Below are 25,936 nucleotides of genomic sequence, written 5' to 3'. Positions count from 1 at the left end.
CCGTGCTGTGACGGAGGCCCCGATAACCTCGCACCATGAGGGTGCTGGTGGTCGAGGATCAGACGGAGCTCGCCGACTCGGTGGCGCGAGTGCTGCGCCGGGAGGGGATGGCTGTCGACGTCGCCTACGACGGCGCGGCCGCGCTGAAGCGCACCGATGTCGTGGACTACGACGTCGTCGTCCTGGATCGCGATCTGCCCGGGGTGCACGGGGACGACGTCTGCCGCACCCTGGTCGCCCGGGAGGCCTCCAGCCGTGTGCTGATGCTGACCGCTTCGGGCACGATCGCGGAGCGCGTCGAGGGGCTCGGTCTCGGCGCGGACGACTACCTGCCAAAGCCTTTCGCGTACGCCGAGCTCGTGGCCAGGATCCGTGCGGTCGGGCGGCGCAACCACCCGGCGACGCCGCCGGTCCTGCTCCACGGCGATCTCCGGCTCGACCCGGCGCAGCGCGTCGCCACCCGCGCCGGCGCCCGCCTGTCGCTCAGCCCGAAGGAGTTCGCCGTCCTGGAGTACCTGCTCACCGGCCAGGGCAGGGTGATCTCCGCCGAGGAGCTCCTCGACCGCGTCTGGGACGAGGCGGCCGACCCGTTCACCACCACGGTGAAGGCGACGATCAACCGGCTGCGGGCGAAACTCGGCGATCCGCCGCTCATCGAAACCGTGGCCCGCGCCGGTTACCGGATCTGAGATGCCCCGGGTCCACCGGCTCCGGCTGCGTTTTACCTTGCTCTACGGCGTGATGTCGGTCCTCTCCGGCGTGACCCTGCTCGCCGTCGTCTTCGTGCTGGCGCGGGACCTGTTGCCGACCGACGCCCCCATGCCGGCGGGCGCCGGGGCTGCCCAGCCAGGTGGGGGCGTCATCGGAACCCCCGCTCCGTACCTCGACTTCAAGGCCGACATGCTGCTGGTGTCGGGGATCGCCCTCGCGACCATGGCACCGGTCTCGCTGACGCTGGGCTGGATGTTCGCCGGACGCATGCTGCGCCCGGTGCAGGTGATGACCGTCGGCCTGCGGCAGATCTCCGGATCCAACGTCCACGAGCGCCTGGCCGTTGCGGGTCCCCGGGACGAGTTCAAGGACCTCGCGGACACCATCGACGGTGTGCTCGCCCGGCTGGAGTACGCGCTCGACGGCCACAAACGCTTCGTCGCCAACGCCGCCCACGAGCTGCGTACACCATTGACCGTCGAACACGCGCTGATCGAGGAACCGCTGATCGACCCCGACGCGACCGTCGACGCCTTTCGGGCGAACTTCGAGCGTCTGCTCGCCGCCAACCGGAAGCGCGGCCTGCTGCTGGAGTCGCTGCTCACGCTCGCCGGGAGCGAGCACGGTCGACGGCGGGTCGAGGACGTGGACCTCGCCGGGATCGTCCGGCAGGCCGTCCAGGATCGGACCTCGGACCTCGACCGTCACCGGCTCCGGGTCAAGGCCGCCGTCCGGCCCGCCCGGCTCCTCGGTGATCCGACGCTGATCGCGCGGCTGGTCTCGAACCTCTGCGACAACGCGATCCACTACAACGTCCCAGGCGGCGTGATCGACATCAGTACACGGCTCGACACCGGTCAGGCGCTGCTGGTCATCGCCAACACCGGGGCCGTCGTCCCGCCCGACGAGGTGCAGCGCCTCTTCGAGCCGTTCCAGCGGCTGCACCGGGTCTCCGACGACGCCCACCACGGGCTCGGCCTGTCGATCGTCCGCGCCATCGTGACCGCGCACTCCGCGGAGCTGAACGCGTACTCACATCCGGAGGGCGGTCTCGTGGTCGAGATCGCCTTCCCGGCCCTCGGAACACATCCCGGACCCGCGGACTGAGACCCCGCGGTCCGGCGGCCCCCGGCCATGATCCGCCGGACCGACCCTAGCCGCGGCGGACCAGGGGGAAGGGCAGGGTCTCGCGGATGGTGAGGCCGGTGAGGAACATGACCAGGCGGTCCACGCCGATGCCCAGGCCGCCGGTCGGGGGCATGGCGTACTCCAGGGCGTCCAGGAAGTCGTTGTCGAGCTCCATCGCCTCCGGGTCGCCGCCGGCGGCGAGCAGGGACTGGGCGGTGAGGCGCCGGCGCTGCTCCACCGGGTCGGTCAGTTCCGAGTAGGCGGTGCCCAGTTCGGTGCCGAAGGCGACCAGGTCCCAGCGTTCGGCGAGCCTGGGATCCGCACGGTGCTGGCGGGTCAGCGGGGAGACGTCGGTGGGGAAGTCCTTGTAGAAGGTGGGGAGTTTCGTCTTCTCCTCGACCAGTCGCTCGTACATCTCCAGCACCACGTCGCCCCGGGTGTCGTCGGGGACGTGCGGGACCCCGGCCCGGTCGCACAGGCGGCGCAGCACGTGCTCTTCGGTGTCCGCGTCGACCTCCTCGCCCAGGGCCTCGCTGACCGCGCCGTAGAGGGTCTTCACCGGCCAGGTCCCGGAGATGTCGTGTTCGACGAGCTTCCCGTCCGGGCCGGCCTTGCGGGCGACCGGGGAGCCGAAGGCGGCGGTGGCGGCGCCCTGGATGAGTTCGCGGGTCAGGTCGAGCATCACGTCGTAGTCGGCGAACGCCTGGTACGCCTCCAGCATCGTGAACTCGGGGTTGTGCTTGTAGGAGACGCCTTCGTTGCGGAAGGTGCGGCCCATCTCGAAGACCTTCTCCATGCCCCCGACGCACAGCCGCTTGAGGTACAGCTCCGGGGCGATGCGCAGGTACAGGTCCAGGTCGTAGGCGTTGATGTGGGTGCGGAACGGGCGGGCGTTGGCGCCGCCGTGGATCTGCTGGAGCATCGGGGTCTCGACCTCCAGGTAGCCGCGGTCCAGCAGTCCCTGGCGGAGCGCCTGCACCGCCGTGGAACGGGCGCGGACGACCTCGCGGGCTTCGGGGCTGGCGACCAGGTCGAGGTAGCGGCGGCGCACCCGGGCCTCCGGGTCCGCCAGGCCCTTCCGTTTGTCCGGTAGCGGGCGCAGGCACTTGCCGGTGAGCCGCCACGACGAGACGACGACGGACACCTCGCCGTTCCTGCTGGTCCCGACCGTCCCGGTGGCCAGCACGTGGTCGCCGAAGTCGACCTGGGAGGTGAAGGAGTCCACCGCCGCCGGGCCGGACTCGTCACGGGTGAACATCAGCTGGACGTCCCCGGACCAGTCCCGGAGCACGGCGAAGACCACACCACCGAGGTCGCGCACCACCATGATCCGCCCGGCCACGGTGACCCCCTCGCCGGTCCGGGTGCCGCCCGGGTGGCCGGGGTGGGCCGCGCGCAGGGCGGCCGCCGTGTGGGTGCGCTGCGGGATGCCGACCGGGTAGGGGTCGGTGCCGGCGGCGACGAGCCGGTCGAGCTTGGCGTGCCGCACCCGGACCTGCTCGGGGAGCCGTTCGCCGGGCGCGCCGGGCTCGGCCCCGGAGGATTCCAGGCCGAGGGCGGCGATGGGCGGCAGGCCCGCGGTGGTTGCGGGGGCGGTGAGGCCCTTGGGGTGGCCCTTGCCCCACATGGTGCGCAGGCGCGGTACGGAGACGAAGCCCTCGGCGATGCCGGAGGCCAGCGAGACCCGGGCCAGCGAGCCGGCGTCCTGGTAGCAGAGGAAGCGCGGGTACCACTCGGGCCCGTACTTCACGTTCGAGCGGTACAGCGCCTCCAGCTGCCACCAGCGGGAGAAGAACAGCAGCAGCCTGCGCCACAGCCGCAGGACCGGGCCGGCGCCGATCCGGCCGCCCTCCTCGAAGACCGACCGGAACACGGCGAAGTTGAGCGAGATCCGGCGGACGCCCAGCCGGGGCGCGGTGGCGCAGAGCTCGGAGACCATGAACTCCATCACCCCGTTGGGGGCGGTCCGGTCGCGGCGCATCAGGTCCAGGGAGATCCCGTCCCGGCCCCAGGGGACGAAGGAGAGCAGGGCGATCAGCTCGCCGTCCGCGTCCACGGCCTCCACGAGCAGGCAGTCGCCGTCGGAGGGGTCACCGAGCCGGTCCAGGGCCATGGAGAAGCCGCGTTCGGTCTCGGTGTCGCGCCAGCGGTCGGCGCGGTCGACGATCCGCTCCATCTCCTCGTCGGTGAGGGTGGAGTGGCGGCGGACGCGGACGGCCGCGCCGGTGCGCCGGACCCGGTTGACGGCCTGCCGGGTGACCCGCATGTCGCGGCCGTCGAGGTCGAAGTGCGCGACCTGCAGGATGGCCTCGTCGCCGAGCTGGAGCGCGCCCAGTCCCGACCTCGCGTACGCCGTGGCGCCCTCCTCGGAGGCCCCCATCACGGCCGGCTGCCAGCCGTAGCGGCGGGCGACGGCCAGCCAGGCGTCGATCGCGGGGGTCCAGGAGAGCGGGTCCCCCACCGGGTCGCCGCTGGCCAGGCAGACGCCGGCCTCGACGCGGTAGGTGACCGCCGCCTTGCCGTTCGGGGCGAAGACCACGGCCTTGTCGCGGCGGGTGGCGAAGTAGCCCAGCGAGTCGTTGCGCCCGTACGCGCCGAGCAGGGCCCGGATCCGGGGTTCCTCGTCGCCGTGCAGGGCGGCGGTCAGCCGCTGGGAGCGGAAGAGGGTGGCGGCCGCGTTCAGCAGGGCGAGGGCGCCGAACAGGCCGAGCAGGAAGTAGAGCCAGCGGGGCGGCCGGCCGTCGAACTGGCGGGCGGAGAAGAGTCCGCCGAAGACCTGCTTGGCCGCCCAGTCCAGCCACTGGTCGCTCGGCAGGGTGCCGGGGAACAGCGCGACCAGGCCCCAGCCGGCGAGGACCGCGGCGAGCAGGCCGAGGCCCAGGACGAGCAGCGCGCGCCAGAGGGCCCCGGGGCGGGAGGCGGCGTAGAACTCCCTGCGGGCCAGGACGAGGACGACCATGGCGGCGATGCCGACGACGCCGGAGGGGATCGATTCCACCAGCGGGTAGGCGCCGTCCAGCAGGATCAGGAGGTCGGTGAGGATCAGCAGGGCCAAATAGGTGACGACGATCCACCAGGCGACCTTCTTGCGGGTGCCGAGGGCCGCTGCGAGCAGGAACAGGAAGGCGGCGTAGGCGAGGTTCTCGCTGACCGGCACCAGGGTGAGGTCGATGAACCGGACGAGCGGCCTGAGCAGGCGGCGCAGCGTCGGGGACAGGGCCAGCAGGGCGCACAGCAGGCCGAGTGCCCCGAAGAACGCGGCGAATCCGTCGGGGACCCGGTTGAGGAAGCTGTTCCGGGTCCCACGGGTCTCCTGGCGGGGAGCTGCGCTGACGCTCATGTTCCGCAGGGTAATTTTCGGCGCCCGGCTCCGCTCCCCGGCGAAGCGCGCGCGGGGTGCCGAAGCCGGGGTGCCGAAGCCGGGATGCCGAAGCCGGGATGCCGGAACCGCTAGCGGCCCATGGTCAGTCCCTGTTTCCCGGCGCCCCGGCTGAGGACGGCCTCGGTGATCGCGTCCTGGGCGGTCTCGTAGTCCCCGCGGTCCGGATCGGCGGCCAGGCCGGCCGGGAGGTTGACCACGCGGCCCGCGTCGAGGTCCATCCACTGCGGGATGAACTCGGCGCGGGTGACCCGCCAGCGCTGTCCCGCACCGGCGGGCGGCTCGAAGCGGAAGCGGGCGAGGGAACCGTAGTTCCCGCGCGGGTCGAAGTCCCCCGAGTGGTTGAACATGGTGCCGGCGACCTGGTCTCCCATGCCGTAGACGATCCAGGTCCCGTTGACCTTCTCGTACGCCTGCGGGATGTGCGCGTGGGTGCCGAGGATGAGGTCGATGTCCGGGCGTCCGCCGCTCGCGGAGGCGGTCAGGGCGCGGCCCAGGGTGAGCTGCTGCTCGTTGGGGGCGGTCTGCCACTCCGTGCCCCAGTGCAGGCTGACCAGGACCACGTCGGCGCCGGCCCGGCGGGCTGCCCGGGCGTCCGCGACGATCTTGTCCTGTGCCATCAGGGCGACCGCCCAGGGCATGCCCTCCGGCATCGCGGCGCCGTTGGTGCCGTAGGTGTACGCGAGGTGCGCGACCCGGGCTCCGCCCGCCCGGTAGAGCGCCGGGGCCGCGGCCTCGGCCGCGGTGCGGGCCGAACCGGCGTGCTTCAGCCCCGCCCTGTCGAACCGTTCCAGGGTGCGGCGGAGGCCGTCCGCGCCGTCGTCGAGCGTGTGGTTCGACGCGGTGGAGCAGCCGTCGTAGCCGGCGTCCTTGAGTCCTTCGGCCACCTGAGGCGGGGAGACGAAGGCGGGGTAGCCGCTGAACGGGCCGTCCTCGTCCCCGTACACGGTCTCCATGTGGCAGAGGGCGAGATCGGCCGCGGAGACGACCGGCTTCACCAGGGAGAACATCGGGCGGAAGTCGTAGCCCTCGCCGCTGGCGTCGGCCCGGGCGTGGTTGATGACCGAGGTGTGCGGGAGGACGTCTCCGCTGGCCACCAGCGTGAAGCCCGGCGGCGTGGGGGTGCCCGGCGCACCGGAGGGCTGCGTGTGCCCGGGGGTGCGCCGGACTGTGTCGGCTCCCGGGTGCCCCGCGGCCGGGTCACCGTCCGCGGAGCAGCCGGCGGCTGCCGCCGACAGCAGGAGGGCGGAGAGGAGGGCGGCGGCCCGCCGGGTGCGCATGGTCATCTGCCCAGCTCCTTCACGGGAACCCGGCCCCTTCACGGGAACCCATAGGTATGACGATCCGATGATCTGCAATCCATAGAAGTTGGTGCACGAAGTCAAGGGGCGGGGCCGATGGCCCGGACCCCCTCACCCGTCGGGTCGCGCCGCCTCACCCGTTCGCCGCGCCGTTCGACCGTTCGTCGCGGAACGCTGCCGTCCACCGGGCCGCCCGGGTGCTTGGGCGCACCGCCCCCGCCCGGCGGTTCCCGGGTGGCTCCGCGCAGGTCAGGGTGGGCACGTCGAGCCCGCCCGGAACCCGGAAGGAGCCACCCGGTGCCGCCCTCTCCCACCCTCCAGCACACGGACGCCGAGGCCATGGCCGAACTCCAGCGCGAACACGGCCGGGCGCTGTTCGGTTTCCTGCTCGGGCTCACCCACGGGGACGCCCAGCGCGCGGAGGACCTGGTCCAGGAGACCCTCGTCCGGGCCTGGCAGCACCCGGAGGCCCTGGAGAGCGACCACGCGTCGATGCGGCCCTGGCTGTTCACGGTTGCCAGGCGGCTCGCCATCGACGCCCGCCGGGCCCGGCTGTCCCGCCCCCAGGAGGTCGAACAGGACGACCTGGAGCAGGCACCGGCGCCGGTGGACGGGGTGGCCGGGGCGGTCACCGCGATCGACGTCCGGCGGGCCGTGGGAAGTCTGGGGCGGGAGCACCGCGAGGTGCTGATGCAGGTCTACTTCCGCGACCGGTCGGTCGCCGAAGCCGCCCGTGAGCTGGGCATTCCCGCCGGGACCGTCAAGTCCCGCACGTACTACGCGCTGCGCGCCCTGCGGAAGGACCTCCAGGGGTACGGGCTCGGCGCCTGACCGTACCCGGCGAGCGGCGAGGACCGGCCGTCACCTGTCCGGAAGGTGTCCGGAACGCATCGGATCCGGCATCAGAACGTTCAAATTCAGTAAACATCCCCCGGTCCTGGAGCCGCTCCGGCAAGGCTCGACACGTACGACGCACAGCTCGAGATCCGGGAGAAGGTGGAAACGGTGCAGCCCGAGGGGATGAACGGCACCAGTGACGGCGGGCTCGCGGTGCCCATGGCCTGGCTCTACGCGGAATACATCGCGGACGAGCTGCTGCGCACGGGCCGGCTGATCCCGGTCGGCACCCTGGAGTTCCGGGCCGGGCGGGACACCCTGGCCCTGACCATCTACCTCTCCGACGCGGCCGGCGAGCTCTCCGGCATCCGCGTGGTGTCCCAGCTCGACGAGTGGCTCTCGCTCACCGCGTACGGGCACCCCTGGCGCGACTGGGTGCACACCCGGTTCCTCCAGCTGGGCGAGGAAGCCCGGGAGCAGGGCCGCGGCGAGGACCCCGACCTGGAGCTGGCCCGCGCGGCGTGGCACTGGCTGGACCGAACGGAGCTGTACGCCACCAACCTCGACCCGGCCCGGCCGGACGGGTTCGCGGACCCGTTCGACCCGCCCGTGCTGGACGAGGACGCCCGCGTCTGGACTCCCGCCTGGCAACTCGGCCTGCCGCTCGGCCACTTGGCGATGCACCTCTTCTAGCGCGCACCTGTCCCGGCCGCACCTCGGCCGGGACGGAGGGTCCTTCCCGGATCCCCGCTCGCGCGGACACCCCCGAGTTCCTCTTCGGATTTCGCCCCAACAGGCAACCCACGCCCGAATGTTGCCGTCCTCCGGGAACGAGGGCAGGCCCCGGGCGACCGCCGGAGCCGCCCGAAGAGACCGAACTTGAGGAAGACCACCTTGATACGTGTCACACGCGTGGTGACCGCGGCCGCGGCGGTACTCGCCCTGGCCTCGGCAGCACCGGGTCCGGCCTTCGCACAGCCGACGCCCGCCCCCCGGCCGGACGGGACCGGGCCGACGGCCGCCGTCGAACTCCCGCCCGGCTGGCGGATCACCGGCACCGGCGCCGGACGGCAGCTGCTGTGGACCGCGGACCGGCCGCTCCCCATGGGGGACGCCCGGATCGAGTTCCGCTCCGGCGACCGGCTCCTCGGCCGCCCCACCGCCGGACCGGACGGACGCACCTTCAGCCTGGACGCGGCCGCCCTGCGGATCGGCCCGGGCGACGACCTCCGGGTCCTCTCGGGCGGCCGCCGGATCGACGCCGCCGCACCCCCCGCCCCCCGCCCCGAACCGTTCCGGCAGGCCGCGCCCTCCGAGACCCCGATGCCCGCCGCCGCCGTCGACCCCGGCGTGCCCGGCGGCCACCGCACCGTGACCGGCGAGTACACCCTGCCCTCGGTGGCCCTGCCCGGCTTCCCCGCTCCCGTGGAGATGCGCGGCACCGTCGTCGGACCGGCCGACGCCCCCGCCGGCCGCCCGCTGGTGCTGTTCCTGCACGGCCGGCACAGCACCTGCTACACCAAGGACGGCCAGATCAGCGGGGACTGGCCCTGCAAGAGCGGCTGGCAGCCGATCCCCAGCCAGAACGGCTACCTGCAGGCCCAGAAACTGCTGGCCTCGCAGGGCTACGTGACCGTGTCCATCGCCGCGAACGGCATCAACGGACAGGACGGCCAGGCCGACGACGGCGGCGCCCAGGCCCGTTCCTCCCTCGTACGGCGGCACCTGGCGCAGTGGGCGGACTGGGCGGCGAAGCCGGCCTCGGCTCCCCCGGCCGTCAAGGCCACCGCCCGCGCCGACCTGTCGAAGGTCATGCTCGTGGGCCACTCGCGCGGCGGCGAGGGCGTCAACCGGGCGGCCCTGGACAGCCTCTACCGTCCGCCGGCCGACCAGGACGGCCACCGGGGGCCGGTGACCTGGAAGATCCGGGGCAACGTGCTCATCGGCCCGACCATCTTCGGGCAGAACCCCGTCCCGGACGTCCCCTCCACCACCCTCCTGCCCGGCTGCGACGGGGACGTCTCCGACCTGCAGGGCCAGATCGTCGCGGACGGCACGCGCGGGGTGAGCCGCGGCAGCGCCCTGCACAGTTCCGTGTACATGGTCGGCGCCAACCACAACTTCTTCAACAGCGAGTGGACCCCCGGCCAGGCCAAGGCCCCCGCGGAGGACGACTTCTGGAACGACGCGGAGCACCCCGACCCCGTCTGCACGCCCGGCAAGGGCATCCGGCTGACCGCCGCACAGCAGCAGGCCGCGGGCGCCACGTACATCGCCGCCTCCGCCCGGCTGTTCGTCGCGGGCGACGACGCGGTCCGTCCGCTGCTCGACGGATCGGGCCACAAGGCGCCCTCCGCCGGCCCGGCCCGGGTGCTCACCCACGCCGTCGGCGGCCACCGCACTCCGCTGGTCCTGCCCGGCCCGGCCGTGTCCGTCACCGGCGGCCGGATCTGCGCCCAGGTCGACCCCGACCCCAAGCGCGGCTGCCTGCCGCGCGGCACCGTCGGCCGGTCCCCGCACTTCGCGGAATGGGAGGCGAACCCGGAGCCGGGCCGCGACGCGGTCGCCCTGCGCTGGACCACCCCCGGCTCGCCGGTGACCGTGCGCCCCGCGAAGCCGGTGTCCCTGGCCGGCTCCCGGGACCTCACGCTGCGTCTGATCGTGCCGCCCAACACCACCGGCACCCAGCTGGACCTGGCCCTCACCGACACCTCCGGGCGGCGCGCCGTACTCGGCCGGGCCACGGTCGACGGTCTGCCCGGGACCGACCGGACCTCCTCCCACTGGGCCCGTGAGGTGCGCCTTCCGCTGGCCGCCGCCACCCGTGCCGGGCTCGACCTGAAGGCGGTGCAGAGCCTGGAGCTGACCCCGCGCAGCAAGTCCGGTCAGGCCTGGCTGATGGACGCCTGGGGCTGGCGCCCCGGCACCCCGGCCGTGCAGGCCTCCGCTCTGCCGCGGGTGGACATCGGCCGCCTGGTGGTGGCCGAGGGCAACTCCGGCTCCCGCACGTACAAGGTGCCGGTGAAGGTGTCCGGCGAGGGCACCGGGCAGGTCCGGATCTTCGTCCGCACGCCGGGCGGTGAGGGGAAGACCACCTCCAAGGTGGTCGACGTGGGCGCGGACAACCGGACCGTCGACGTGCCGTTCACCGTGCAGGGCAACACCCGGTACGGCTGGGACACCGGGTACGACGTGGTCGTCAAGTCCGTACGGGGCGCCGTGATCGGCTCGCACCTGGGCGGGGTGACGGCCCGCAACGACGACCCGATGCCGACGATGAAGGCCGTCCCGGTCGCCACCTCCGTGACCGAGGGCCGCCCGCTCACCTGGCGGGTCACCCTCTCGGCGCCCTCGGACACCGACCTCTCGGGCGACTTCACGCTGGTCCCCGTGGACCGCGGTCCGGAGCTGTCCACCGCGGACGTGGACCCCAAGTGGCTGGACGACTGGTTCGCCGCGAAGCCGGACCCGGCCGTCCCGCTGTCCCGGGTGCGTGAGGAACCGGTGCTCGTGGTGAACATCCCCGCGGGGAAGCTGACCGCGGACATCTCCGTGCCCACGGCCGCCGACCGCCTGCGGGAGCCGGCGGAGAGGCTGCAGGCCCGTCTGGTCACGTACGACGACACGTGGAAGCCCGTGCGGGGGCCGCTGCTCACCGGAACGGTCAAGGACCCCTCCTGACCGGATCCCGGCCGGCCGGGGCGGACCGCCCCGGCCGGTTCACCAGCCGGCCTCCGAGGTGTCCTTGGGGTCGGTGACCAGGCCGGTGAAGTCGGCCTCGTTGCGCTCGGCACGGCGCACGTACCAGCGGGCGATCAGCCACATCAAGGGGTACACGGCCACCCCCAGCGCCACCCAGACCAGCGCGCCGGACCCGCCCCCGGGCAGTGCGAGCAGCAGTGGCAGGGTGCCGACCAGCAGGGCCAGCGCCCCCAGGGCGCCGAGCCCGGCCCGCAGCTGGCTCCGCATCAGCGCCCGTACGTAGGTGGCGCCCACGGTGGTCTGCTCGGAGATCTCCGACCGGGCCGGCGCGTGCGCCGCCGCCCTCCGGCGGGCCGCCCTGGAGACCCCGGTGACCACTTCCCGGCGCGGTGCCGCACAGGACTGCTGTTCCTCCGCCATGGCGGGGAAGTCTAGGGCCTGTCCGGCGGATCAGGGTCGGACACGGCCATGATCCGCCGGACAGGCCCTCAGGCCGGCCGGCTACTTGAGGAGGCGGGAGAGGCGGCGGTCGGCGAGGGGCTTGCCGCCCGTCTGGCAGGTGGGGCAGTACTGGAGTGCCGAGTCCGCGAAGGACACCTCGCGGATCGTGTCCCCGCAGACCGGGCAGGGCTCGCCGGCCCGGCCGTGGACCCGCATCCCGGTCTTCTTCTCGGCCTTCAGCCGGCCCGCGGCCAGGCCGCGGGAGCGTTCGACGGCGTCCCGGAGGGTGTCCTGCACGGCCTCGTGAAGGCGGGTGACGGCCTCCTCTTCGAGGGCGGAGGCGAGCTTGAACGGGGAGAGGCGGGCCACGTGCAGGACCTCGTCGCTGTAGGCGTTGCCGATGCCGGCGATGACGCTCTGGTCGCGGAGCACGCCCTTGATCTGACGGCGCTCGCCACGGAGCAGTGCGGCGAAGGCGTCCCGGTCGAAGCCGGCGGCGAGCGGGTCGGGCCCGAGGCGGGCGATGCCGGGCACCTCCTCCGGGTCGTGGACGACGTACACGGCGAGCCGCTTCTGGGTTCCGGCCTCGGTGAGGTCGAAGCCCGAGCCGTCGTCGAGGACGACGCGCAGCGCGAGCGGGCTCTTGCCGCCCGGTTTCGGCGGACGGTCCGGCATCGCGTCCCGCCAGTGCAGCCAGCCGGCCCGGGCCAGGTGGGTGACCAGGTACAGCTCTCCGATGCGGAGGGCGAGGAACTTGCCGTGCCGGGTGACGGGCCCGGCCGTGCCGCCCTCGAGGGCGCCGGGCGGCGGGTCGTAGGTCTTGAGCACGCTGACGGCCAGCGGGAGCACCCTGACGACCACCCGGCCGGTGAGGTGCTCGCCGAGGAAGTCCCTGAGGGCCTCCACCTCGGGCAGCTCGGGCATGCCACCAGCCTGCCGCCGCCCCGCACGGACCGCCATCCGGAGCCGGCCGCGCGCCGGGGGCGGGGCGGGGCTCAGGTCATGGCGAACTCGCACCAGACGCACTTGCCGCCGCCGCGCGGCTCCACGCCCCATACGTCCGCCAGCCGGTCCACCAGCATCAGCCCCCGTCCCGAGACACCCGACTCGCCCGCCTCCCGGCGCCGGGGCAGGGCGCTGGAACGGTCCTCGACCTCCACCCGGAGCCGCCGCTCCGGCCCGGCCAGCACGCGGAGCGTGACGATGGCCGGACCGTCCGTGTGCATCAGCGCGTTGACGATCAGCTCGTCGGCCACCAGCTCGATCTCGTCGGAGCGCTCCCGCGCACCCCAGGCCCGTACCGCCGCGCCGATCATGTGACGGGCCGAGACCAGGGCCTCCGGGTCGTTCTGCGCGACGTGCTGCTGCAGGCGGCCGCCGCCCTGCTCGGACTCCGGGACCTCGCGGCGCAGCAGCAACAGCGCCATGTCGTCGTCCCCGCCCCGCTCGTCGACGAGCTCGCACAGCCGGTCCGCCAGCCGCCTCAGGTCCCCCGGCAGGGACCGGACCATGCCGGTCAGCAGCCGGATGCCGTCGTCGAGGTCGGCACCGGGCTGTTCGACCAGGCCGTCCGTGCACAGCAGGAGCGTCTCCCCGGGATCCAGCTCGACCGTGGTCACCGGGTACTCCAGGCGGCCGAACTCGGAGGAGAGGCCCAGCGGCATGCCGCCCTCCACCGGGAGCCGCCGGCAGTCCCCGTCCCGGGTGCGGACCAGCGGGTCGATGTGCCCGGCCCGGACCAGCTGCAGCACGCCGGTGTCCAGGTCGGCCTCGGCGTAGGTGCAGGTCGCGAAGCGGTCCGTGTCGAGCTCGTGCAGGAACGCCGAGGCGCGGGCCATCACCGTCGCCGGGGAGTGCCCCTCGGTGGCGTAGGCGCGGAGCACGATGCGCAGCTGGCCCATGACGGCGGAGGCGTGCGTGTCGTGGCCCTGGACGTCGCCGATGACGGCGCCGACGCGCCCGCCGGGCAGCGGGATCACGTCGTACCAGTCCCCGCCGATGTCCCGGCCCATCCGGGCGGAGCGGTAGCGGACCTCGATCTGCGCGCCGGGCACGTCGGGGATCCGGCGCGGCAGCATGGCCTGCTGCAGCCCCTCCGCGATGTCGTGCTCCTGCTCCAGCAGCATGGCGCGCTGCAGGCTCTGCGCGATGCTGCTGCCCAGGGCGACCAGCAGGTTCCGCTCCTCCTGGGTGAAGCCGTCCTTGTCCTGGTAGAGCAGGCCGATGGCGCCGATGGGCCGGGCCTGGGCGATCAGCGGCAGGTAGGCGGCCGCCGAGATGTCCATGTGGGTGATCTTCGACCAGAGGTAGGGGTAGCCGTCGGCGAACTCCGCCGGGGACTGGATGAACTTCGGCTGGAGGGAGCGGACCACCTCGCTCATCGGATATTCCTCGTCGATGCGGGTGAACCGGGTCCCGGGGACAAAGCTGCCCTGCGGGCCCTCGGCGACCAGGTGGATCCGTCCCGCCTCGACCAGCCCCATGACCATGCCCATGGAACCGAGCCGCTCCAGGCCGTGCGCGTCGCTGAGCGCATCGATGACGTCCTGCACGGTGCGGGCGTGGGCCAGGGCGGCCGTGGTGGCCTCGACGACGGAGGTCTGGCGGCGGCGCTCCTCGTCCAGGCCGAGGCGTTCGGCGGAGTGGTTCAGCTCCTCGGTGGCGTCCCGGACGATGCCGATGATCCGGTACGGGCGGCCCTCCCCGTCGCGCAGCACCCTGCCCTGGGTGTGGGTCCAGCGCAGCTCTCCGTCACGGCAGCGGATCCGGAAGTACGCGCCGTAGCTCTCGGCCCCGCTCTTGAGCGCGCTGGACACCAGCGCGTCGAGCCGGACCGACTCGGCCGGCGGGACGCGCGGGGCGAGCGACTCCGGCCGGCCGTCGTAGTCGGCGGCGGCCGTGTCGAAGACGTCGAGTGCCGGCACGTCCATGTGCATGTACCCGGTGGCCAGGTCCCAGTCGAAGCTGCCCATCCGGTTCAGCGCGAGGGACCGGTCCGGGTGTGCGGGCCAGTCATCCGGCACGGATACGGTGGTCGGCACCGGTCCACCATGACACACGGGCGGTTCAGGCGCTCTCCAGCTGCAGTCCCTGGTCTGCCTGGACTGCCTGATCCGGCTGATCCTGCTGACCCGGCTGATCCGCGGTGAGGCCCTCGTCCGGGACCGCGTACGGATCCTGCTGCCCCTGCTGCCCCTGCTCCTGCAGCTGGCCCGGCTGCTCCAGTTGATCCAGTTGATCGAGTTGATCCAGCTGATCCGGCCGGCCCGGTTGCTCCGGCTGTTCCTGCGGGAGCTGTCCGTCCGGCGCGAACTGCTGGTCCGGCTGGAGCTGCTCCTCCGGAAGGAGCTGCTCCTCCGGAAGGAGCTGCTGGTCGGGCTGGAGCAGCTGGTCCTCGGGCAGTACCTGGCCCTGCTGGCTCTCCGGCGCGTTCGGGTCGTAGTAGAGGTCCGCTCCGGCGCTGCCGGCACCGGTCGAGCCCTGCTGCCACGGGTCACCGCCCTGCTGCTGCTCCTGGGGGCGGGCGGGCCGGGCGTTCGGCGGCGGGAGCGGCCCGGGGTCGATCGGCCGGGTCTGCCCGCCCGGCGGGATCGGTACGGACGCGGTGCAGTCCGGCTCGCCCGGCGTACAGGCGGCTTCCGCGGTGCCGGCCGGGGCGGGTGCCGGGGCGCCGGCCGGAATGCCGTCCGCCGGGTTGTACGGGGGCATCACCTGCGGGGCCCGGTCCTGGGCGCCGTCGTCGCCGGTGCGCCGCTCGATCCAGGTGTTGTCGGCGAGGTTGGCGATCACCAGCTTGTCGAGGGCGTGTGCGGTCGGCTCGATGACGATGACCTGGTTCGGGTGGTAACCGGACCAGGGCCGGCCCTGCGGTGCCGGTGCCCCCTTGGCGGCGCGCGGCGAGGCGAGCGGGTTGCCGCAGGAGCACCGGACCCGCGGCATGCCGTGCGCGTCCACCAGGACGGCGGTCCCGGCCTGCAGCACCGACTGGAAGGCATGCGCCTTGCCGTCGCGGAAGCCGTGGCTGGTCACCCGGGTGTCGGCGCGCAGCACCACGGGGGTGAGGGCGCGCAGGTACTCCGGGATCCGGTCCGTTTCGATGCCGGTGGCCTCGGCGAAGGCCTTGGCCTTGCCCTTGGACTTCTCGTCGGTGATGGCCCTGACCTGCTGTTCGATGTCGCAGCTGCCCAGCCGCGAGGTGCCGCCGTAGAGGCCGGGTGTGGCGCCGCCGATCGTGCGGATGCCCTGGCCGGTCGGGTTGGGGACCGGCGGCTGCAGCGGGGCGGACTCGCCGGTGGCGGTGGACTGGGTGAACGGGTCGGGTTCGGCCGCGCCGACCGGCTGCAGGAAGAGTTCCTGGCTCTCCGCCTGCGGGGCCGGGCTCTCCTCCGAGCCGCTGCAGCCCGCGGCGAGCAGGCCGAGCAGCGCGAGGAGGGCGGCGCCGGCCGCCGCGTGGCGGCGCGGCGCCTGACGAGGTGTCGGTCCGTGCACGGGGTGCGGCACGTGGTGCTGGTGCGGCACGTGGTTCGGCCTCACGTGGATCTTCCTTTCCCCGGATACTCCCTCCTGTCTGACGTATGCCCGGGGGTGTCGCAAGCGGGATCCGCCGCCCGTTGCTCCCACCCCGCGCTACTCCCCCCGACCGGCCGAAACCCGGGGGTGCCCGGCGGCCCCCGGCCGGGCCCCCGGGAGCGGCCGGACACCCCCCTGGGGTTCCGCCGGGTGGTGCCGGGCGGCCGGGGCCGGGCCGATACTGGAGGTGATGGACTGGTTCACGGCGCCCGGGTACTGGCTGGGCCGGCTGGTCTTCCAGCGGGCCCTGGCAGGGCTCTACCTCGTCGCCTTCGTCGCGGCGGCGCTGCAGTTCCGGGCGCTGATCGGCTCGCGCGGGATGCTGCCGGTGCCGGACTACGTGCGGTACGTGCCGTTCCGCCGGGCCCCCAGCCTGTTCCAGTGGCGCTATTCCGACCGGTTCTTCGCGGCCGGTGCGTGGGGCGGCGCGCTGCTGGCGGCCGCGCTCGTGGCCGGGGCGGGCGATGTGGTGCCGCTGGGCTGTGCGATGGCGATGTGGCTGGTGCTGTGGCTGCTCTACCTGTCCATCGTGAACGTCGGGCAGACCTGGTACGCGTTCGGCTGGGAGTCGCTGCTGCTGGAGACGGGTTTCCTGGCGGTGTTCCTGGGGAACGCGGAGGTCGGCCCGCCGGTGCTGGTGCTGTTCCTGCTGCGCTGGCTGGTGTTCCGGGTGGAGTTCGGCGCGGGCCTGATCAAGATGCGCGGGGATCCCTGCTGGCGGCAGCTGACCTGCCTCTACCACCACCACGAGACGCAGCCGATGCCGGGGCCGCTGAGCTGGTTCTTCCACCACCTGCCGAGGCCGCTGCACAAGGTGGAGTGCGCGGCGAACCACGTGACCCAACTCGGGGTCCCGGTCCTTCTGTTCACACCGCAGCCGGTGGCCTCGGTGGCGGCCGGGGTGATCATCGCCACCCAGCTGTGGCTGGTGGTGTCGGGCAATTTCGCCTGGCTGAACTGGATCACGATCACGATCGCCGTGTCCGCGGTGGACTTCACCGGGCTCACCGGTGCGCCGCCGGCCGCGGCGTACCGCTCTGCACCGGTCTGGTTCGCGGTGCTCGTGTGCGCGGCGACCGTGCTGGTGCTCGTCCTGAGCCGGCATCCGGTGCGGAACATGCTGTCCCGGCGCCAGGTGATGAACCGGTCCTTCGACGCGCTGCACCTGGTGAACACGTACGGGGCGTTCGGCACGGTGGGCCGGATCCGGGACGAGGTGGTGGTGGAGGGGACCTCGGAGCACGTGCCGCGGGCGGACGGGGACTGGCGGGAGTACGGCTTCAAGGGGAAGCCGGGGGACGTGCGCAGGATGCCGCGCCAGTTCGCGCCGTACCACCTGCGGCTGGACTGGCTGATGTGGTTCGCCGCGCTGTCCCCGGGCTATGCGCGTGACTGGTTCGGGCCGTTCGTGGAACGGCTGCTGGTGGGCGACCGGGACACCCTGCGGCTCCTCCGGCACAACCCGTTCCCGGACGCTCCGCCGGTGTTCGTCCGGGCCCGGCTGTACCGGTACCGGTTCACCACCTGGCAGGAGCTGCGCGGGACGGGTGCGTGGTGGCACCGCCGGCTGGTGCGCGAGTACCTGCCGCCCACCCGTCTCGCGGTTCCGGTGGCGGAGTCGTCCGGATCGGCAAGTCGTACGACCGGGAGGCGGGGACCGGACCTGCCTCGGCCATCCGGGTGAGCCACCGGGGCAGCCGGCCGATGTGATCGTACGGGCCGGGAAAACCGGCGCGCGGGCGGGTGCGGAGGCGTGCGTCGCCCCCGGGCCTGGCGGCCCGGGGGCGACGGTCGTGGTGCTGCCGGGCGGGTCAGTCGATGCCCGGCAGGATGTGCGGCTCTGCCAGGTCGTCCTCGTACCCCGCCAGCCGGATCGGTGCGGACCGGGCCCACACCTCCAGGCTGCCCAGCTCATCGGAGCGGGTGGGCCGCCGCTCCGGACCCTCGGCCAGGCCCTGCTCGTGCTTCTTCTTCAGATCTCGTGTCACCGCGCACTCCTTCGTGTCGCGAAACCCGGCGGGCGTACCGCACCGGGCAGGGAGAAGAGGGCAATCCGGTCGCGGTGGCGCCGTCGTTCTGGATACGGAGCGTGGCCCTGGTGGGGCCGTCCGTGTGCCTCAGCGTACACATTTGAGCGGGGTTCCGCTCAACGGGAAAGTAAAATCCGCTCTGGACTGCTTGTCTTCTCCAGGAGTTCAGCACCTCGTACGTCGGCGTGTCGACCGAAGCTGGTCTGCTCGGGGAGCAGTTGTGATCGGTCGTGCCGGGACGACGGAGGGAATACGTGGTGACGGAGACCTGCGGGATCCGTGGTGTCGAGGAGCTGATGGAGCTGCTCCACGCGTGCCGGGGAGCCTGGGACACGCCCGACCGGAGCGGCGATCCGGTGGATCTGCACGACCACGGGCTGCAGACGGCCGCCCTGCTGCGGCGGTCCCATCCGGCGGACAAGGAGCTCCAGGTGGCGGGCCTGGTACACGACCTCGGCCATCTGCTCCGTCCGGGTGATGACGCCGGTCATGCGGAGGCCGGGGCGGCGGCGGTGCGGCCGCTGCTCGGGGCCCGCGTGGCGCGACTGGTGGAACTGCACGTTCCGGCGAAGCGGTACCTGGCGACGGTGGAGCCGGGGCGGGCGCTGTCCCCGCAGAGCGCCCTGACGATGCGGACGCAGGGCGGGCCGATGAGCGCGGCCGAGCTACGGGCGTTCGTCTCGGACCCTGAGGCGGAGGCCGCCGTGATCCTCCGGCAGGCCGACGACGCGGGGAAGGTCGTCGGCCTGGACGCGGGCGTGATGGAGGACTGGCGCGAGGTCCTCCACCTGGTCGCGGCCCGCGCCCGCGCCCGCCGTCACGGGACCTACCAGTTGGCCGGCGAGTAGTCCTTGAGGAAGACGCCGTACAGGTCCTCGCCCTGCTCGCCGCGTACCACGGGGTCGTAGACCCGGGCCGCGCCGTCGACCAGGTCGAGCGGGGCGTGGAAGCCCTCCTCGGCCAGGCGCAGCTTGTCGAAGTGCGGTCGCTCGTCGGTGATCCAGCCGGTGTCGACCGAGGTCATCAGGATGCCGTCGGTCTGGAACATCTCCTGGCCGCTGGTCCGCGTCACCATGTTCATCGCGGCCTTGGCGGCGTTGGTGTTCGGGTGCCCCGCACCCTTGTAGCCACGGCTGAACACGCCTTCCATCGCGGAGACGTTGACGATGTACGCGCGCCCGCTGGACGCGCGCCGCGCGGCCTCGGCCATCGCCGGGCGGAGTGCGCTGATCAGGATGAACGGCGAGGTGTAGTTGCAGAGCTGGGTCTCGAGCAGCTCCACCGGGGAGATCTGGTCGATGGTCTGCACCCAGGTGTTGGTGTCGACGACGTCCGGCAGCAGGCCGCCCGCGTCGATGGCGGTGCCCGCGATGTGCCGTTCGAGGCTCGCGTTGCCCGCGACCAGGGCGAGGTCGGCGACCTTCTGCGCCTCCAGCCCGCTCACGCCGACCGGCAGCGCGGCCAGACCGTCGACCGAGCCCGAGTTGAAGGCGCCGATGACGTGGTGGGCGGGGAGCTCACCGGCCGGCAGCGGGGCGCTCTCCCCCTCGACCAGCGCGGCGTAGGCGGTGGGCAGGCGGCGCACGGTCTGCGTCGCGTTGTTGATGAGGATGTCCAGCGGGCCGGCCTCGGCCACCTGGTCGGCGAGCGCCACGGCCTGGGCCGGGTCGCGCAGGTCTATGCCGACGACCTCCAGGCGGTGCATCCAGTCCGCCGAGTCCTCCATCGCCTTGAAGCGGCGGATGGCGTCCTTGGGGAAGCGGGTGGTGATCGTGGTGTGGGCGCCGTCGCGCAGCAGCCGCAGCGCGATGTACATGCCGATCTTGGCCCGGCCGCCGGTGAGCAGCGCGCGCTTGCCGGTGAGGTCGGCGCGGGCCTCGCGCCTGGCCCGGTTCTCGGTGGCGCAGGGCTGGCAGAGCTGGTGGTAGAAGTAGTCGACCTCGACGTACCGCGTCTTGCAGACGTAGCAGGAGCGCGGGCGCTGGAGTATTCCGGCGATCCGCCCTTCCTCGGTGACCGAGGAGGGCAGGATGCCCTCGGTCTCGTCGTCGATGCGCTGCGCGGAGCCGGTCGCGGTGGCTTCGGTGACCGCCTTGTCGTTGGCGGTCTTGGAGGCGCGGCGCTCCTGGCGGCGGCGCTGCTTGACCGTCCGGTAGATGCCGGCGGTGGCGCGGCGTACGGTGATCGCGTCGGGGTGGTCGACCTCGATCTTGTCGAGCTCGTCGAGCACGCTGAGGCAGACCGCCAGTCGCTCGGGGTCGATGCCCGGGCCGTACGCCTGGTTGTCTTCGGTCTCGGTCACCGTCATGGCCGCTGCCGTTCCTCGATCACTCGTGTCCTGTGGACGTCCCCAAAAGGGGAACTGTACGGATCGGGCAGCCCGGGAACCAAACCCGATGACGGTGAGTGACGCATCACGGGCGGACGGCGACGGAGAGCGAGCGGACTAGTCCTGTACTACGACCGGAGTATGAGCGATCTTCTACCACAGGTGGAGGAATAGGGGATCATCACGCGGCATTCTGAAATACATGAGTGCCCTCGCGCTGTCGTTACTGCTCAGCCTGGTGTCGGCGCTGGCTTACGCGGCCGGCGCGATCGTCCAGGAGCAGGTTGCCCTGGCCCACCCCGACCGCGCGTACGCGCCGCTGCGCCAGCCCGGGTGGTGGGTGGCGGTCGCGCTGAACGGCGTGGGTGCGGTGCTCCACGTGGTGGCCCTGGCGTTCGGGCCGTTGAGTCTGGTGCAGCCGCTCGGGGCACTGACGATCGTGTTCGCACTGCCGCTGGCGGCGGTGTTCGTGGGGCGCCGTGCCGGTTCGGCCGCCTGGCGGGGCGCCCTGATCGCCACGGTGGGTCTGGCCGGGCTCCTCGCCCTGACCGGCGGGGAACAGCGGTCGCAGACGCTGAGCGGGCCGGAGCAGCTGGTGCTGCTGGCCGTGACGGGCGCGGGGGCGGCGGTGCTGTTCCTGGCGGCGCGGGCGGTACGGCGCAGGGTGACCCGGAGCGTGCTGCTGGCCGTGGCGGCCGGAGCCTCGTTCGGCATGGCCTCGGTGTTCACCAAGTCGGTGGCGGAGGGCTTCGATCCGACCGCGCTGCTGGCGCAGTGGCGGGACATGGCGTCGATCGCGGTGCTGGCCGCGGCGGGGCTGATGCTGTCGCAGGCGGCCTACCGGGGTGCCGGGCTGACCGCTCCGCTGGCCACGCTGACCGTGGTGAACCCGGTGGTGGCGGCCGCGGTGGGCATCACGCTCTTCGACGAGGGATTCCGGTACGGGGCGCTGGGTACGACGGCCGCACTGCTGAGCGGTGCGCTGGCGGCGGCCGGCCTGCTGATGCTGATGGCCGTGCCGCCGCACGCGCGGGTGTCATCCGTACCGGTGGTCCGCGACGGCCTGGAGGCCGGGGGTGGCCTGGTGATCCAGGGCGGCCCGGAGCTCCCGGACGCGCTGGTGCTCTCGGACGCGCTGGGGCTCTCGGCCGCCCTGGACTCAGATGCTGACGCCGTGGCCGCGGAGGTACCGGAGCGGATTGACGTCCGAGCCGTACCCGGGGCCCGTCCGTACCTCGAAGTGCAGATGGGGCCCGGTGCTGTTGCCGGTGGACCCGGAGCGCCCGATGCGCTGTCCGCCTCCGACCTGCTGGCCGCTCTGGACGGAAAGCGCCGACAGATGCGCGTACTGGGAAAACTTCCCGTCGGCGTGGCGGATCACGACCTGGTACCCGTAGGCGCCGGCCCAGCCCGCGGACACGACCTCGCCCGGCCCGACGGACTTGACTGACGTGCCGGTGGGCACCGGGAAGTCGATCCCGGTGTGGTACCCGCTGGACCAGGAGGAGCCGGGCACCCCGTAGGAGGTGCCGACGGACGCGTCGACGGGAGCGGTGTAGCCGGTGGCCCGCTGGGGGGTGTCCGGCTTCTTGTCCTTCTTGACCGGCACCGGCCTGGCGGTGTCCTCGGACTTCGGCGGCGCCGGCTTGGCCGGCGCGCTCTTCGGGGGTGCCGCCTTCGGGGGTGCTGCCTTCGGAGGCGCGGCCTTCGGAGGGGCGGCCTTCGGAGGGGCGGGGCGCTGAGCGGGCGGCGCGGTGGTGACCCGCAGGGTGAGGCGCTGCCCCGGGAAGATCATGTCCGGGTCGCCGCCCACGGTGGCCCGGTTGGTCTCGTAGAGCGCCTGCCAGCCGCCCTCCACGTGCTGCTGCTGCGCGATGGCGGAGAGGGAGTCGCCGGGCGCGACCACGTAGGGGTTGGGGAGCACCGAGGTCTGTGTCGGCCGGGGCGAGGCGGTCTGCTGCTTCGGGATCGGCTGCGACCTCAGGACGGGCCGGTCGGCCGGCTTCGCCCCCGTACCGGGCCCGGACTTCGTCCCGGTCTTCGCCTGGGTCTTCGTGTCGGGGCCCGTGCGGGGCGCCTGCCCGGCGCGGGTGAGCCCGGCCTTCTTCGAGCAGACCGGCCAGGCCTGCGGACCCTGCCCCCGGAGCACCTTCTCGGCGACGGCTATCTGCTGGTCCTTGGTGGCCAGATCGGCGCGCGCCGCGTACGCGGTGCCGCCGAAGGCGCGCCAGGTGCTCTGGCTGAACTGGAGCCCGCCGTAGTAGCCGTTGCCGGTGTTGATGTGCCAGTTGCCCGTGGACTCGCAGGACGCGACCTTGTTCCAGGTGTCCATGGACGCGGCGTGCGCGGTGCCGGCTCCGACGAAGGGCAGCGCGAGCCCGGCGCCACCCGCGGTGACGGCCAGCGAGGCCCGGTTGATGTTGCTCGGCTGATACCGGCGGTGCCGGCCCCGTTCACCCATGGGAGCCCCCCTTGATGACATCCGTAACGGCCCAACCTAGTGTCGGGCCACGGACGTGACAAGGGTCGCAACCGGGCGCACACGACCGGAAGTTGACTGCCGATCGGCTGGTTGTGGATCAACGTGCGGGGTGCCGGTGCGGGGCCGGCGGCAGGACCGGCGCACCGGGGTGCGCCGCAGCACGCGCGACCGCCCCGGGTGGCCGTGCGGACGCCCTCAGCTCCAGGGGCCGGGCTGCGGAATCGGCGCGGGCCCGGGGGGCGGGGGCACCGGATCGGGCTCCGGGAAGGGCGGTGGCGACGGCGGCACGGGCCGCGGTACCGGCTCGGGGTCCGGGAAGGGCGGTGCCGGTTCGGGGGGAGGTTCGGTCTGGTCCAGCTTCGGTGCCATACACCCCACCTTCCCCCGACCCGTCCCGGTATGCCCGCCGGGTCACTCCATGCGGAGGGCGGCCGCCAGCCCCAGGGCGGGGCCGGCCAGTACCGGCACGGACCTGCCGGCCGGCGCGGCGGCGCCCGCCATGGACACCTGAGCCAGCACGATCACATCGGTGTCGGCCCGGGTGTACGCATCGGCCGCCGCCGTCACCAGGGCGAGGGATCCGTCCAGGTCACCGGCCTCGAAACGGTCGAAGGCGCCGGGCACGACGGCGGTCCGGACGGCCACTTCCCGGCCGCCGGCGCGCGCCTCCTCCCGGATCAGCTCCACGGTGGGGCCGACGGTGCTCTCCAGCGTCGCGAGGACGACGATCCGCGGCCCCAGCCGGACGGCCTCGGCCGCCATCGGCCGGTCCACCCGCAGCACGGCCACCCCGAGCTCGCCCGCGAGGGCCTCCGCGGCCCCGCCGACGGTCGAGCAGGTGCACAGCACGGTCCCGCCGGACGCGCCGGCCTCCCAGAGCAGCCCGCGCAGCTCGTCCACCACGGCCTCCGGACCCGCCGCCCGGGCTCGCGCGAGCAGGGCGGGCCGGACCACGTGGTGCAGCACGGCCCCCGGGTGCTCCCGGTCGCGGAGGGCGTCGAAGACCGGGATGTGCAGGAGCGAGGTGTGGAGCAGCGTCAGGCTCCGGTTCACCCTGTTCCGCCCGCCAGCTGCTCCTCGGCCGCCACGACCAGCTCCGGCGCCGGAGCCGGGGCGACCTCGGGGTGCTTGGCCGCCCAGGCGGCGGCGTACGGGCAGAGCGGCACCACCGGAACGCCCTCGGCCGCGGCGATCCCGTAGAACGTCCGCACGAGGTCCCCGGCGATGCCGCGTCCCTCGTGGCCGGGCTCGACCACGGTGTGCACGGCGACGAGCGCTCCGGGGGCCTCCTTCTCCAGGACGAAGTAGGCGATCACCCCGGCGAGCTGCTCGCCGTCCCACGCCTCGAGCCGCCCGGCCTCCCGCCGGTCCCTGATGTCGATCGCCACCCGTACCCCTCCGTCGTCACCGCCGGCCACACGCCGGCGTCAGTCCATCCGATCCGTGTCGATCCGTGCTGCTCCGTGTCGTACCGCGCGGTGCCGCGGGTCAGGCCCCCACCGCGTGCGGGCTGCGGAGCTGGTCCGTACCCGGCACGGGAGCGGCCATGTCCGCGCCCAGCTCGATGATCCGGTTGTCCGCGTCGACGTGCACCACACACGGCTTCAGGGCCCGCGCCTCAGCGTCGTCGACCTGCGCGTAGGAGATGAGGATGACCAGGTCACCGGGGTGCACGAGGTGGGCGGCGGCCCCGTTGATCCCGATCACCCCGGAACCGCGCTCGCCCTCGATGACGTACGTCTCCAGCCGGGCACCGTTGGTGATGTCGACGATGTGCACGAGCTCCCCGGGCAGCAGGTCCGCCGCCTCCATCAGCTCGGCGTCGACGGTCACGGAACCGACGTAGTGCAGGTCGGCCTGGGTGACGGTGGCCCGGTGGATCTTCGACTTGAACATGGTGCGCATCATCGAGGTACTCCTGGATCTATGCTCCCTGCCTGCGTTTTTGCAGGTCAAGTGCGGTTTCCCTACCCTACAACGAGTCGTAATCCCGGTCAGCTTTCCCCAGATTTTCGAGGACTGATGCCGACCGATTGCTGACTTTTCTGACGCATGTCAGCCGACTTCGGAGGGGCTGAGCAACCTCACCCGCTCCCCCGCCACGACGACGACGCCAGCCTACGCAACGACCTTCGGCCGCCGTCCAGGACCACCGTCACTGTGACCGGATCCACGGAGGCAGGTCGTCGGCCGGCACACACCGACGGCAGCTGCCCACGCAGCGGTGCGTCAGCCCTGGGGCCCTGGCTCGCGCATCCGGATTTGACGCCATCCTCGGACCGCCACGGCAATCACCGGATCCGAGCGACGGAGCAACATAGCGACCGGCCCCCAAGTGTGCCCTCCGTCACACGCGCGCCGTCCCCCGTTCTGCCCTCTCCACGGCAAGCAGCCCTTGGGATCCGGCGAGCAACCGACCGCCACGCCAGTCGTGCGCTGCTGGAGGCCCGGTGAGTCCGAACTGCCGGACACCAAGTCTCACGAGTCGCAGCGTTTCTGATCCACCTTCATGAACTTGTCCCGGTCCACCTTCTTGCCACCGTGGATTCCGGTGATCACCTGGCCCGACTTGAGCTCTTGCAGTTCCTCAGCAGTGAAGGTGACTCGGCCGTCGAGACTGGATCCCTCAACGGCTCCACTCATGTCGGCGATATATTTGCCGGGACGACTGAGATCTTTCAGCGTGGACTCATAGATCTGCCAGCCTGCAGGAGCGCTAAGCAGTTCCACCTGCCCAGGCGAACCCGGACTCAGCTTGCTGGTCGCCGCCCACATTTCCAGTTCACCTCCCTCTTCATCGCGGAAAACGGAAACCTGGTAGACGTCGAGGTTCGGGCACGGCGCCATGAGCAGGCGCACCGTGCCCGTGGGGGTGCCCTCCACCGCGAGCAGCGGCTCGGGGGCGCGTGTGCACGCTGAAACCCCGGCAGGTATCAGGACGGCCCCCGACGCGAAGGACAGTATTCGCCGGCGCCGTCGCCCGATGCAGAGCGGCGCTGCCATGTCATTCATATCCGCCCCATCAAA

General features: G+C 72.8%; 20 protein-coding genes and 1 pseudogene. 8 read left to right on the top strand and 13 right to left on the bottom strand.

The window, feature by feature from the left end:
* The first annotated feature begins 35 nt into the window (after positions 1-35).
* Both ACGFQ9_RS06240 and ACGFQ9_RS06235 read left to right on the top strand, forming a co-directional pair.
* Complete coding sequence (locus ACGFQ9_RS06240; protein ID WP_393571688.1) at positions 36-689, top strand: response regulator transcription factor; 654 nt, start codon at positions 36-38, stop codon at positions 687-689.
* A gap of 52 nt (positions 690-741) precedes the next feature.
* On the top strand, positions 742-1,818 hold the full coding sequence (locus tag ACGFQ9_RS06235; protein WP_393571686.1) for a sensor histidine kinase: 1,077 nt from the start codon (positions 742-744) through the stop codon (positions 1,816-1,818).
* A 46-nt stretch (positions 1,819-1,864) separates the two neighbouring features.
* Here ACGFQ9_RS06235 and lysX read toward each other — a convergent pair whose 3' ends face one another.
* Both lysX and ACGFQ9_RS06225 read right to left on the bottom strand, forming a co-directional pair.
* Complete coding sequence (gene lysX, locus ACGFQ9_RS06230; RefSeq protein WP_393571684.1) at positions 1,865-5,179, bottom strand: bifunctional lysylphosphatidylglycerol synthetase/lysine--tRNA ligase LysX; 3,315 nt, start codon at positions 5,177-5,179, stop codon at positions 1,865-1,867.
* A gap of 110 nt (positions 5,180-5,289) precedes the next feature.
* Positions 5,290-6,504, bottom strand: a complete 1,215-nt coding sequence (locus tag ACGFQ9_RS06225) for a CapA family protein (RefSeq protein WP_393571682.1) — start codon at positions 6,502-6,504, stop codon at positions 5,290-5,292.
* Between the two features lie 354 nt (positions 6,505-6,858).
* On the opposite strand from ACGFQ9_RS06225, the gene ACGFQ9_RS06220 reads away from it, so the two are divergent.
* From ACGFQ9_RS06220 to ACGFQ9_RS06210, 3 genes are all read left to right on the top strand, one after another.
* On the top strand, positions 6,859-7,350 hold the full coding sequence (locus ACGFQ9_RS06220) for a sigma-70 family RNA polymerase sigma factor (RefSeq protein ID WP_393571889.1): 492 nt from the start codon (positions 6,859-6,861) through the stop codon (positions 7,348-7,350).
* 189 nt (positions 7,351-7,539) lie between these two features.
* Positions 7,540-8,049 carry a hypothetical protein gene (locus tag ACGFQ9_RS06215; protein WP_393571887.1) on the top strand — a complete coding sequence of 170 codons (510 nt, stop codon included), beginning with the start codon at positions 7,540-7,542 and terminating at the stop codon, positions 8,047-8,049.
* 201 nt (positions 8,050-8,250) lie between these two features.
* Complete coding sequence (locus tag ACGFQ9_RS06210) at positions 8,251-11,037, top strand: hypothetical protein (RefSeq protein WP_393571680.1); 2,787 nt, start codon at positions 8,251-8,253, stop codon at positions 11,035-11,037.
* 39 nt (positions 11,038-11,076) lie between these two features.
* Here ACGFQ9_RS06210 and ACGFQ9_RS06205 read toward each other — a convergent pair whose 3' ends face one another.
* The 4 genes from ACGFQ9_RS06205 to ACGFQ9_RS06190 form a co-directional block, all read right to left on the bottom strand.
* Positions 11,077-11,478: a hypothetical protein gene (locus ACGFQ9_RS06205; protein ID WP_393571679.1), complete on the bottom strand. Its 402-nt coding sequence runs from the start codon at positions 11,476-11,478 to the stop codon at positions 11,077-11,079.
* An 81-nt stretch (positions 11,479-11,559) separates the two neighbouring features.
* Complete coding sequence (locus tag ACGFQ9_RS06200) at positions 11,560-12,423, bottom strand: Fpg/Nei family DNA glycosylase (RefSeq protein ID WP_393571677.1); 864 nt, start codon at positions 12,421-12,423, stop codon at positions 11,560-11,562.
* A gap of 71 nt (positions 12,424-12,494) precedes the next feature.
* On the bottom strand, positions 12,495-14,558 hold the full coding sequence (locus ACGFQ9_RS06195; RefSeq protein WP_393571676.1) for a SpoIIE family protein phosphatase: 2,064 nt from the start codon (positions 14,556-14,558) through the stop codon (positions 12,495-12,497).
* A gap of 7 nt (positions 14,559-14,565) precedes the next feature.
* Positions 14,566-16,032 carry a DUF6777 domain-containing protein gene (locus ACGFQ9_RS06190; protein WP_393571674.1) on the bottom strand — a complete coding sequence of 489 codons (1,467 nt, stop codon included), beginning with the start codon at positions 16,030-16,032 and terminating at the stop codon, positions 14,566-14,568.
* A 226-nt stretch (positions 16,033-16,258) separates the two neighbouring features.
* On the opposite strand from ACGFQ9_RS06190, the gene ACGFQ9_RS06185 reads away from it, so the two are divergent.
* Entirely contained in the window at positions 16,259-17,752 is a 1,494-nt protein-coding gene (locus ACGFQ9_RS06185) for a lipase maturation factor family protein (RefSeq protein ID WP_393571672.1), read from the top strand.
* Between the two features lie 127 nt (positions 17,753-17,879).
* Here the strand turns inward: ACGFQ9_RS06185 and ACGFQ9_RS06180 are convergent, their stop codons facing one another.
* A complete protein-coding gene (locus ACGFQ9_RS06180) occupies positions 17,880-18,056 on the bottom strand; it encodes a hypothetical protein (protein WP_393571670.1) in 177 nt (58 codons plus the stop codon).
* Between the two features lie 338 nt (positions 18,057-18,394).
* On the opposite strand from ACGFQ9_RS06180, the gene ACGFQ9_RS06175 reads away from it, so the two are divergent.
* Positions 18,395-18,946 carry an HD domain-containing protein gene (locus tag ACGFQ9_RS06175; RefSeq protein WP_393571885.1) on the top strand — a complete coding sequence of 184 codons (552 nt, stop codon included), beginning with the start codon at positions 18,395-18,397 and terminating at the stop codon, positions 18,944-18,946.
* On the opposite strand, the gene ACGFQ9_RS06170 is transcribed toward ACGFQ9_RS06175, so the two are convergent.
* Positions 18,925-20,406 carry an SDR family NAD(P)-dependent oxidoreductase gene (locus tag ACGFQ9_RS06170; protein WP_393571668.1) on the bottom strand — a complete coding sequence of 494 codons (1,482 nt, stop codon included), beginning with the start codon at positions 20,404-20,406 and terminating at the stop codon, positions 18,925-18,927. The genes ACGFQ9_RS06175 and ACGFQ9_RS06170 overlap by 22 nt on opposite strands.
* 223 nt (positions 20,407-20,629) lie before the next feature.
* On the opposite strand from ACGFQ9_RS06170, the pseudogene ACGFQ9_RS06165 reads away from it, so the two are divergent.
* Positions 20,630-21,337 (top strand): annotated as a pseudogene (locus ACGFQ9_RS06165) (DMT family transporter); the annotation flags it as partial.
* Between the two features lie 249 nt (positions 21,338-21,586).
* Here the strand turns inward: ACGFQ9_RS06165 and ACGFQ9_RS06160 are convergent.
* The 5 genes from ACGFQ9_RS06160 to ACGFQ9_RS06140 all read right to left on the bottom strand — a co-directional run bounded on the left by ACGFQ9_RS06160 (position 21,587) and on the right by ACGFQ9_RS06140 (position 25,921).
* On the bottom strand, positions 21,587-22,888 hold the full coding sequence (locus ACGFQ9_RS06160) for a transglycosylase family protein (protein WP_393571666.1): 1,302 nt from the start codon (positions 22,886-22,888) through the stop codon (positions 21,587-21,589).
* A gap of 432 nt (positions 22,889-23,320) precedes the next feature.
* On the bottom strand, positions 23,321-23,962 hold the full coding sequence (locus ACGFQ9_RS06155; RefSeq protein ID WP_393571664.1) for an aspartate/glutamate racemase family protein: 642 nt from the start codon (positions 23,960-23,962) through the stop codon (positions 23,321-23,323).
* The gene (locus ACGFQ9_RS06150) at positions 23,959-24,297 is read right to left on the bottom strand and encodes a GNAT family N-acetyltransferase (RefSeq protein ID WP_393571662.1); all 339 of its coding nucleotides are present in this window, start codon (positions 24,295-24,297) and stop codon (positions 23,959-23,961) included. The genes ACGFQ9_RS06155 and ACGFQ9_RS06150 overlap by 4 nt, the downstream gene beginning before the upstream one ends.
* A gap of 100 nt (positions 24,298-24,397) precedes the next feature.
* The gene (gene panD, locus ACGFQ9_RS06145; protein WP_393571661.1) at positions 24,398-24,817 is read right to left on the bottom strand and encodes an aspartate 1-decarboxylase; all 420 of its coding nucleotides are present in this window, start codon (positions 24,815-24,817) and stop codon (positions 24,398-24,400) included.
* 570 nt (positions 24,818-25,387) lie between these two features.
* On the bottom strand, positions 25,388-25,921 hold the full coding sequence (locus ACGFQ9_RS06140) for a hypothetical protein (RefSeq protein ID WP_393571659.1): 534 nt from the start codon (positions 25,919-25,921) through the stop codon (positions 25,388-25,390).
* Positions 25,922-25,936 lie beyond the last annotated feature (15 nt).

Source organism: Streptomyces sp. NPDC048603 (assembly GCF_043199475.1).
Taxonomy (GTDB): Bacteria; Actinomycetota; Actinomycetes; order Streptomycetales; family Streptomycetaceae; genus Streptomyces.
Note: the sequence above shows the minus strand (reverse complement) of the source record. Positions and strands in the feature narration are given on the sequence as shown.

Bases quoted from the DNA above. Each gene is read 5' to 3' on its own strand.
- ACGFQ9_RS06240 (WP_393571688.1), top strand. From the start codon at position 36: ATGAGGGTGCTGGTGGTCGAGGATCAGACGGAGCTCGCCGACTCGGTG.
- ACGFQ9_RS06235 (WP_393571686.1), top strand. From the start codon at position 742: ATGTCGGTCCTCTCCGGCGTGACCCTGCTCGCCGTCGTCTTCGTGCTG.
- lysX (WP_393571684.1), bottom strand. From the start codon at position 5,179: ATGAGCGTCAGCGCAGCTCCCCGCCAGGAGACCCGTGGGACCCGGAAC.
- ACGFQ9_RS06225 (WP_393571682.1), bottom strand. From the start codon at position 6,504: ATGACCATGCGCACCCGGCGGGCCGCCGCCCTCCTCTCCGCCCTCCTG.
- ACGFQ9_RS06220 (WP_393571889.1), top strand. From the start codon at position 6,859: ATGGCCGAACTCCAGCGCGAACACGGCCGGGCGCTGTTCGGTTTCCTG.
- ACGFQ9_RS06215 (WP_393571887.1), top strand. From the start codon at position 7,540: ATGAACGGCACCAGTGACGGCGGGCTCGCGGTGCCCATGGCCTGGCTC.
- ACGFQ9_RS06205 (WP_393571679.1), bottom strand. From the start codon at position 11,478: ATGGCGGAGGAACAGCAGTCCTGTGCGGCACCGCGCCGGGAAGTGGTC.
- ACGFQ9_RS06200 (WP_393571677.1), bottom strand. From the start codon at position 12,423: ATGCCCGAGCTGCCCGAGGTGGAGGCCCTCAGGGACTTCCTCGGCGAG.
- ACGFQ9_RS06185 (WP_393571672.1), top strand. From the start codon at position 16,259: ATGGACTGGTTCACGGCGCCCGGGTACTGGCTGGGCCGGCTGGTCTTC.
- ACGFQ9_RS06175 (WP_393571885.1), top strand. From the start codon at position 18,395: ATGGAGCTGCTCCACGCGTGCCGGGGAGCCTGGGACACGCCCGACCGG.
- ACGFQ9_RS06170 (WP_393571668.1), bottom strand. From the start codon at position 20,406: ATGACGGTGACCGAGACCGAAGACAACCAGGCGTACGGCCCGGGCATC.
- ACGFQ9_RS06160 (WP_393571666.1), bottom strand. From the start codon at position 22,888: ATGGGTGAACGGGGCCGGCACCGCCGGTATCAGCCGAGCAACATCAAC.
- panD (WP_393571661.1), bottom strand. From the start codon at position 24,817: ATGATGCGCACCATGTTCAAGTCGAAGATCCACCGGGCCACCGTCACC.
- ACGFQ9_RS06140 (WP_393571659.1), bottom strand. From the start codon at position 25,921: ATGAATGACATGGCAGCGCCGCTCTGCATCGGGCGACGGCGCCGGCGA.